Origin of the sequence: Candidatus Aquicultor secundus, from assembly GCF_002791875.1 — a bacterium.
Classification (GTDB): Bacteria; Actinomycetota; Aquicultoria; order Aquicultorales; family Aquicultoraceae; genus Aquicultor_A; species Aquicultor_A secundus.
The window spans coordinates 10,352-18,447 of the sequence record NZ_PFNG01000242.1; the positions used below are offsets into that span (position 1 = coordinate 10,352).

6 protein-coding genes are annotated in these 8,096 nt (G+C 50.7%); 3 read left to right on the forward strand and 3 right to left on the reverse strand.

From position 1 onward, the window contains the following. The 3 genes from COY37_RS10320 to COY37_RS10330 form a co-directional block, all read right to left on the reverse strand. On the reverse strand, window positions 1-895 hold an 895-nt coding region (locus COY37_RS10320), incomplete at its 3' end, for a PLP-dependent cysteine synthase family protein (RefSeq protein WP_286977491.1). A gap of 64 nt (window positions 896-959) precedes the next feature. Further along, window positions 960-2,267, reverse strand: a complete 1,308-nt coding sequence (locus tag COY37_RS10325; RefSeq protein ID WP_286677828.1) for a thymidine phosphorylase — start codon at window positions 2,265-2,267, stop codon at window positions 960-962. A 184-nt stretch (window positions 2,268-2,451) separates the two neighbouring features. Then, window positions 2,452-3,636 (reverse strand): D-alanyl-D-alanine carboxypeptidase family protein, encoded by a 1,185-nt coding sequence (locus tag COY37_RS10330; protein ID WP_286677827.1) that lies wholly within the window; start codon window positions 3,634-3,636, stop codon window positions 2,452-2,454. A gap of 237 nt (window positions 3,637-3,873) precedes the next feature. On the opposite strand from COY37_RS10330, the gene COY37_RS10335 reads away from it, so the two are divergent. From COY37_RS10335 to COY37_RS10345, 3 genes are all read left to right on the forward strand, one after another. After that, window positions 3,874-4,323 carry a MarR family winged helix-turn-helix transcriptional regulator gene (locus COY37_RS10335; protein ID WP_286677826.1) on the forward strand — a complete coding sequence of 150 codons (450 nt, stop codon included), beginning with the start codon at window positions 3,874-3,876 and terminating at the stop codon, window positions 4,321-4,323. Window positions 4,324-4,326: 3 nt separating this feature from the next. Further along, window positions 4,327-6,081 (forward strand): ABC transporter ATP-binding protein, encoded by a 1,755-nt coding sequence (locus COY37_RS10340; protein WP_286977494.1) that lies wholly within the window; start codon window positions 4,327-4,329, stop codon window positions 6,079-6,081. 104 nt (window positions 6,082-6,185) lie between these two features. Further along, on the forward strand, window positions 6,186-8,096 hold a 1,911-nt coding region (locus tag COY37_RS10345; protein ID WP_502693757.1), incomplete at its 3' end, for an ABC transporter ATP-binding protein.

Below are 8,096 nucleotides of genomic sequence, written 5' to 3' on the forward strand. Positions count from 1 at the left end.
TTCTGCGGTAGGGGCAGGTGTAGAGGTCGGTGCTTAGATATTTCTCGCCGCCGTCGGCCAGAATGACCGCTATGTTGCCTTCCTTCATATCTTCGGCCTGGCGAAGCGCCTCGGCTACGGTCGCGCCGGATGAAACGCCGCAGAACAAGCCCTCGATCCTGGCCAGGTCTTTGGCGGTGTCGTAGGCATCATCATCGGTGACGTTTACTTTCTCATGGAGAATGTTAATATCGAATATCGGCGGGATATAGCCTTCGCCAAGGTTACGCAAACCCTGGATTTTATGGTTCGGATACGGCTCGACGCCGACGATTTTCGTGCGGGGGCTCTCCTCGCGCAAGCGGCGGCCTACGCCCATAAGCGTGCCGCCGGTGCCGATGCCGGCAATAAACATATCCAGCGGTTTCACCTGCTCGAGCAGCTCTTTGCCGGTAGTTTCGTAATGCGCGAGCGGGTTGTTCGGGTTTCCGAATTGGTTGATTAAAAAGTACTTCGGGTCGGCCGCAAGTTGGTTGGCCATCTCGATTGCGCCGGGCATCCCCTTGCACCCCTCTGTAAGAAGCAGCTCGGCGCCAAAGGCCATCAATATCTGACGGCGCTCGAGGCTCATGGTCTCGGGCATTACGATGCGCAGTTTGTAGCCTTTAAGCGCGCAAAGCAGCGCGAGGCCGATGCCGGTATTGCCGCTCGTCGCCTCCAGGACGATTTTTTTCTTTGTAAGTTCGCCGCTCTCCTCCGCTTTTTCGATCATGTATTTTGCGATACGGTCTTTTACGGAGCCGCCGGGATTGGCGCTCTCGAGTTTGGCGAATATCTTTACTTTTTTGTGTTTGTTCAGTCGCTTGATCTCGACAACAGGAGTGTTGCCGATTACATCTAGAAGATTATTGCTCACATTAAACCCCTACAGTAAATAGTTGATTATCCGAAACATTACACCTTAATATCACTTTAAAACTTTATTCGATAATTTCATAGATTAAAGGCGGTATTTCATGTGGTGCGGCGGTTATCTCGAACGCATCGTTGACCAAGCCGCTGGTCGCCGCGAGCATATGCGGGTCGTTACTGTGCATCTGGGCCAGCGTATCGCCCGGGCGGACGTAATCCCCCGCTTTCTTAGGAATAATAATGCCCGCACCGTAATCGATTTGGTCACCAAGTTTCGTGCGGCCGGCACCCAGATATCGCGCTGCAACCCCCAACTCTTCCGCGTTTATGCTGCGAATATACCCGGCGGTAGCGACCTCGATCTCCTCGATAAATCGCGCATGCGGCAAGACTCCCCTGGGGTCTTCGATCGCCTCGGGATTACCGCCCTGCGCGACAACCATCTCGGTGAACTTCGCTAAAACCCGGCCTCCCTCAAGGACTTCGCTTAGCTTGCCCATCGCCTCTTGCGTTGTCGGGACAATACCGGCTTTCACCATGAGCTGGGCGCCAAGATTGTAGCAAAGCTCGAGCAGGTCGGCGCCGCCGAATCCCCTCATCGTGTCGATGGCCTCTTCGACCTCCAGCGAGTTTCCGATCGAGAAACCGAGCGGCTGGTTCATGTTGCTGATGACCGCAACGGCCTGCTTGCCAAAGTTTTTCGCGAGAGACACAAGCTCCTGGGCAAGCACTTTGGCCTCATCGAGCGATTTCATGAACGCGCCGGAGCCGGCTTTTACATCAAACACGATAACATCCGCCCCGCCGGCGACCTTTTTGCTAACGATACTGCTCGCAATAAGCGGCACGCTTGAGACGGTTGCGGTAAGGTCGCGCAAAGCGTATATCTTCTTATCCGCAGGGTCGATCTCTTCCGTTTGGCCCATGATGGCGATGCCGATATCGCTTACTTGTTTAATAAACTGTTCCCTGGTCAGATTTACGTTAAACCCCGGAATTGATTCAAGTTTATCCAGCGTACCACCGGTATGCCCAAGACCCCTCCCCGACATCTTTGCGACTTTCAAACCGACCGCCGCCATCATCGGGGCCAGCACCAGTGTCACCTTATCGCCAACCCCACCGGTGCTGTGCTTGTCTACTTTTATGCCCTCTATCGGGCTAAGATCGACTACCTCGCCGCTCTCTACCATAGCTTTTGTAAAGACATATGTTTCCTGGGCATCCATCCCCTTGATATACGCAGCCATCAAAAACGCCGCCATCTGGTAATCCGGGATAGCGCCCGAAACAAACCCGCTGATTAAAGACTCGATCTCATCGCGAGAAAGAGCGCGACCATCCCTCTTTTTCGCCAACACCTTTTCAACCCGCATAGTTCTCCTCCACAATAGTCCGATACAATCGCCGGCAGGATAAGCGGTGCTCTGCCAAAATCTCCCGCCATGAGTATTTAACCATTAACGGCTATCCATACTAAAGCTTCTCTATTAAGCCTAGGCCAAGATATTGATTTCGGCAACTTAAAGCTACTGTTTGGATTCCATAATCCGCCGGGATTTACACATCCAACATCGAGCTACCGAATAAAGGAGAGAGGTAGTGCCCGGCCATTTGCATCAGGGTTGGTTGCGGAGGATCATTTTTTACCTCAAGATCTGCGGTAGCCACAACCCGCCCGGCCTGGTATGAAACCACCCTTCCAAGAACAGCGCCTTTCTTAACCGGAACCGGAATATCCTGCGCATAGTGTGTTTCCGTATATACGGGAAGCGTGTGTCTCACGGCTGCGCTTGCATTCTCTTTGGCGACCAAATCAAGCTTTTGACCGTAGGGTGAGGTTATCGTCTTATAAACAACGCCCGCCGATGTAAGTTGCCGTTCTCTGTAAAGGCTAAAACCGTAATTAAGTAACGCGGCCGATTGCGCAAACATATTCGGCCGCCATTTTTCGCCGAGCACCACAGTTATCAACGACACATCCCCCTTGGTCGCTGAGGATACAAGGCAATTTTTGGCACGGTTCGTAAATCCTGTCTTAACCCCTGTCGCCCCGGAATAGGTATACAAGAGCTTATTGTGCGTGGTAACGACCTGAGAACCACGCAATCTCCAGCCCTTTGTGGAAACGATCTGCGAAAACGTCGGATTCCTCAAAGCGTACCTGGCGATGAGCGCAAGGTCATACGCCGTCGTATAATGAGTCGGGCTATCGAGGCCGTGCGGGTTATCGAAATGCGTACGATTCGCGCCGATTTCGGCCGCCTTTTTATTCATCATGTCTGCGAAGTTGCCGACCGAGCCGCCGACATGGTCGGCTATTGCGACCGCGGCATCGTTCGCCGATGGCAACATAAGCGCATACAACAAATCCCTTAGCGTCATATGCTCGTTTTTGGCGAGACCTATGCCCCCCTGCGCCCCGGGCCCGAGCGCATCCGCGTTGACGGTTACTATGTCATCGAGATTACCGTGCTCGATGGCAACCAGCGCGGTCATTATCTTTGTCGTGCTCGCCATCGCGCGCCTGATGCTCGAATTCCTTCTCCACAGCACATCGCCTGTTTTTGCATTGATAAGCATGGCCGACCCGGCTGTAACAGTAGGTTGTCGAGGCAGGCCCGCCACGCTCTGCTGTGTTGCCGCAACCGCACTTGCAGCGCCGGCGAACGCAATGCCCCACGATGATGTGATTACCGTTATAAGTAATGTGATTGTTACTAGAATAGAAATATGTCGCTTCATTTTTCACCAACCTAACGTAGTAATTTTTGCATGATACGATGTAGTGGCAGAAAATGGAAGCTTCAAGCGGTGTGCAGGAGGACAACTAAGCGCCGCCCCGTTATAGTTCTCACGCAGTTAAGCTATGGGTGTATCTTATTTTCATCTTGACTGACTGTATTCAGGTACATATACTTTACTTGCTAAATTATTTATTTAGTAAGTATTAGTAAATCGAAACCGTTGCAGGTAAGAGAAGTGGATAAAGAACAAATTACGGAACGCGCCCGCGAACTGCAAAGCGCTATGAACATGTTCCGGCGCACTAATTTCATAACCAAGGACAACTCGGGGTTGCGGCACTCCGAGAAATACTTCATGTGGCTTCTCGCCACCCTGAACAAGGGAGCGCCCGTAATGCCATCAGAGGCCGCAAAGGAATTGAATGTTACTTTAGCGGCAATAACCCACTACATTAATTCACTCGAGAAACAGGGATACGTAACGAGATCGTCATCGCCCGAAGATAGGCGTGTGGTTTTTGTCAGCCTTTCCGATAAAGGCGCAGAGATGGTTGCCGCCATGAGAGAAAAACACTCCGAAAAGATATATGGACTTGTCGAATACTTGGGAGATAAAGATAGCTCTGAACTCATCGCTTTGATGACTAAGATATCTAAGTATGTCAAGAAAAAGAGTGATGCGTAAAACGTGACAAAATTATTAAAGTATCTGAAACCATACACTTTGATGGTAATTGCCGTACTCGCTTTAACGTTTGGCCAGGTAATGGCGGATCTTCAACTACCTGACTATATGGCGCAAATCGTAAATAAAGGTATCGTCCGCCAAAACAATTCTCTTATTTTCAATACGGGATTTCGCATGTTACTTATCTCTTTGTTGGGAGGCGCGTGTGCCGTTGGCGTCGGCTTCCTGGCATCCCGGGTGGCAACCGGCGTTTCGATGAATGTGCGCGAAAAAGTCTTCGCAAAGGTAGAAAGCTTTTCGCTAAGAGAATTTGACAAGTTCTCGACGGCCTCCCTTATAATCCGTTCGACTAATGATATCCAGCAATTACAGATGGTATTGATAATGTTGCTACGGATGGTGCTTATGGCCCCGCTCATGGGTGTTGGCGCCGTGTTTAAGGCTTATGCTTTGGCGCCTTCAATGACGTGGATAATAGCCCTCGCAATTACCGTAATGGTCGGTATGATGATAGTTCTTTTTGCAATCGCAATGCCGAGATTTAAACTGCTGCAGCAGCTTGTCGATAAGCTCAATCTAGTGACGCGGCAAAACCTTACCGGCCTCCGCGTTATACGGGCTTTTAACGCAGAAAAGCACGAAGAGGCAAATTTTGAAAAAGCAAATGTCGAGCTTACCGGGGTCAATCTTTTTGTAAACCGTCTCATGGTGATCATGCAGCCCATGATGATGCTTATCTTTAATCTTACCGCCGTCGCCGTGATATGGGTCGGTTCGCATATGATCGACACGGGAAACCTCATGATCGGCGATATGATAGCTTTTATGCAGTATGCGATGCAGGTGATTATGTCGTTCTTATTCATCTCGTTTATCTTTATAATGGTGCCCCGCGCCTCCGTATCCGCACAGCGGGTGGCCGAAGTCATCGATACCGAGCCGCTGATAAAAGATCCACAGAACCCGATTGCTTTTCCTGTAGATACGAGAGGGCTTATCAAGTTTGACGATGTCACGTTTTCCTATCCCGGCGCCGACTCGCCCGTTTTGCAAAACATCTCGTTTACTGCAGGGCCGGGAGAAACGACCGCATTTGTCGGCAGCACCGGAAGCGGAAAATCAACGCTTATTAATCTAATCCCCCGCTTCTATGATGTAACCGGCGGCCGGGTGCTCGTAAACGGCATCGACATTCGAAACGTCACCCAAGAGGATTTATGCGAGAAGATAGGCTACGTACCGCAAAAGGGTGCTCTATTCTCAGGAACGGTAAGCAGCAACATAAAATACGGCGTTCCGGACGCATCGGACGAAGAGATGCACGCGGCCGCAAAAATCGCCCAGGCCTCTGAGTTTGTCGAGAACCTTGAGGATAAATTCGCAACGCCGATCGCACAAGGCGGCACGAACGTCTCCGGCGGCCAAAAACAGCGCCTTGCAATCGCGAGAGCGCTTATTAAGAAACCGGAAATATACATATTCGACGACAGCTTCTCAGCGCTCGATTTTAAAACAGATGCCGCACTTCGAGAAGCGCTTAATGATGAAACAAGAAAGGCAACGGTACTGATTGTAGCGCAGCGGATCGGCACGATTATGAATGCCGACAAGATCATCGTCCTCGATGGCGGCAAAATCGTAGGTACGGGCCGGCATAAAGAACTAATAGAGAGTTGCGACGTCTATAAAGAGATCGCCTCCTCACAACTATCCGAGGAGGAGTTAGAAGGGATACTGGGGGAGGAACTAGCATGAGCGATCGCAATGCCGCACCCCCGCAAAAGCCCGGAGGCCCCGGTCCCTTTGGAGGCTCTGGCCCCCGGCCCGGAGGCAGGGGGCCATTTGGCGGCCATGGCCCCATGATGCAGGGCGGCGAAAAAGCTAAAAACTTCAAGGGCACGATGAGCAATCTTATTACATATATGCGTCCGTTTTGGGTTTCGATCATAATCGTGCTCGTGTTTGCCATCGCCAGTACGGTCTTCACGATTGTAAGCCCGAGAATCCTTGGAAACATAACAAACCAGGTGGTCAACGACTATACCAATAGGGCGCTCTACGATCAAATCACCTCAAAACTGCCTAAGGGCGTGACACTTCCCCCCGGAACAACCGGTGCGGAACTATTAAAACAGGCCCCGCCGGCGATGCTTAAAAAGATACCGGCCAATAAGTTGGCGACGATTAAAGCGCTCGATTTCTCCAAGCGGCCCGGTATTAATTTTCAAAAGATCGCGGATATCGCCTTATTGCTGATCGTCTTATATCTATTGAGCACGCTCTTCAGCTACATTCAAGGTTGGATTATGTCCGGCGTATCACAAAAAATCACGTACCGATTCCGAAGAGATATCTCTGAGAAAATCAACCGCATGCCGCTTAAATACTTTGATACTAAAACACACGGCGAAGTATTAAGCCGCGTGACCAATGACGTTGAGACAGTGAGTCAAACGCTCAACCAGAGCATGACGCAAATCGTCACTTCAATAACCATGATTGTCGGCATCCTCGGTATGATGTTCTCCATAAGCTGGCTTTTGACGTTGGTTACGCTTGTTATTCTTCCGTTTAGCTTCGGTTTTATCGGCGCGGTTGTGAAGAGGTCGCAAAAACATTTTAGGAACCAGCAAGCGACTCTGGGCAAGCTTAACGGTCATGTCGAAGAAATGTACTCCGGGCACAATGTGATGAAGGTCTTCAACGGAGAAAAACGCTCTATTGAAAAGTTTCAGACAATTAATAGGGGCCTCTATGAGAGCGCGTGGAAATCCCAGTTTCTTTCCGGCTTGATGTTTCCGATTATGAACTTTATCGGCAACCTGGGGTTCGTTGGCGTCTCCGTGGTCGGCGGCTGGCTTGCAATTAGGGGCAGCATCAATATAGGTGACATCCAGGCATTTATTCAATACGTGCGCCAATTCAATCAACCGATCTCGCAGACAGCAAATGTGGCAAACATACTTCAATCAACCGCTGCGGCGGCCGAACGCGTATTCGAGTTTCTGGGTGAAGAAGAAGAGATTCCCCAGGCCGAACAACCGGTTGAGATTAAATCAGTTAAGGGCGCCGTCGAATTCGATAATGTGGTATTCGGTTACAACCCCGAAAAAACCATCATAAAAGGCTTCACGGCAAGCATACAACCGGGCCAAAGAATCGCCATTGTCGGCCCGACCGGCGCGGGCAAAACAACAATGGTCAATCTGCTCATGCGCTTTTACGATGTCAACCAGGGCTCGATTAAGATTGACGGCATAGACATCCGCGACATGAGGCGCTCTGGCGTCAGAAAAATGTTCGGGATGGTTTTGCAAGACACCTGGCTGTTTAACGGCACTATCAAAGAAAACATCGCCTATAGCAATCCTGAGGCGACCGACGAGGAAATCCTGGCGGCGGCCAAGGCGGCCCACGTCGACCGCTTTGTGCACTCACTTCCGAACGGATACGACATGGTGCTCAACGAAGAGGCGGATAATGTTTCCCAGGGCGAAAAGCAGCTTCTTACGATAGCGCGGGCTCTCCTTGCAAATCCGCCGATGCTTATTCTCGACGAGGCCACAAGCTCGGTCGACACAAGAACCGAAGTGCTTATACAAAAAGCAATGGAAACCTTAATGGAAGGCAGAACCAGCTTTGTTATCGCACACAGGCTGTCGACCATTAGAGACGCCGACCTGATACTCGTCATGGATAACGGCAACATTGTGGAGCAAGGCACCCATAATGAGCTACTTTCAGCAAACGGTTTCTACGCCTCGCTCTAC

Bases quoted from the DNA above. Each gene is read 5' to 3' on its own strand.
- COY37_RS10325 (WP_286677828.1), bottom strand. From the start codon at position 2,267: ATGCGGGTTGAAAAGGTGTTGGCGAAAAAGAGGGATGGTCGCGCTCTT.
- COY37_RS10330 (WP_286677827.1), bottom strand. From the start codon at position 3,636: ATGAAGCGACATATTTCTATTCTAGTAACAATCACATTACTTATAACG.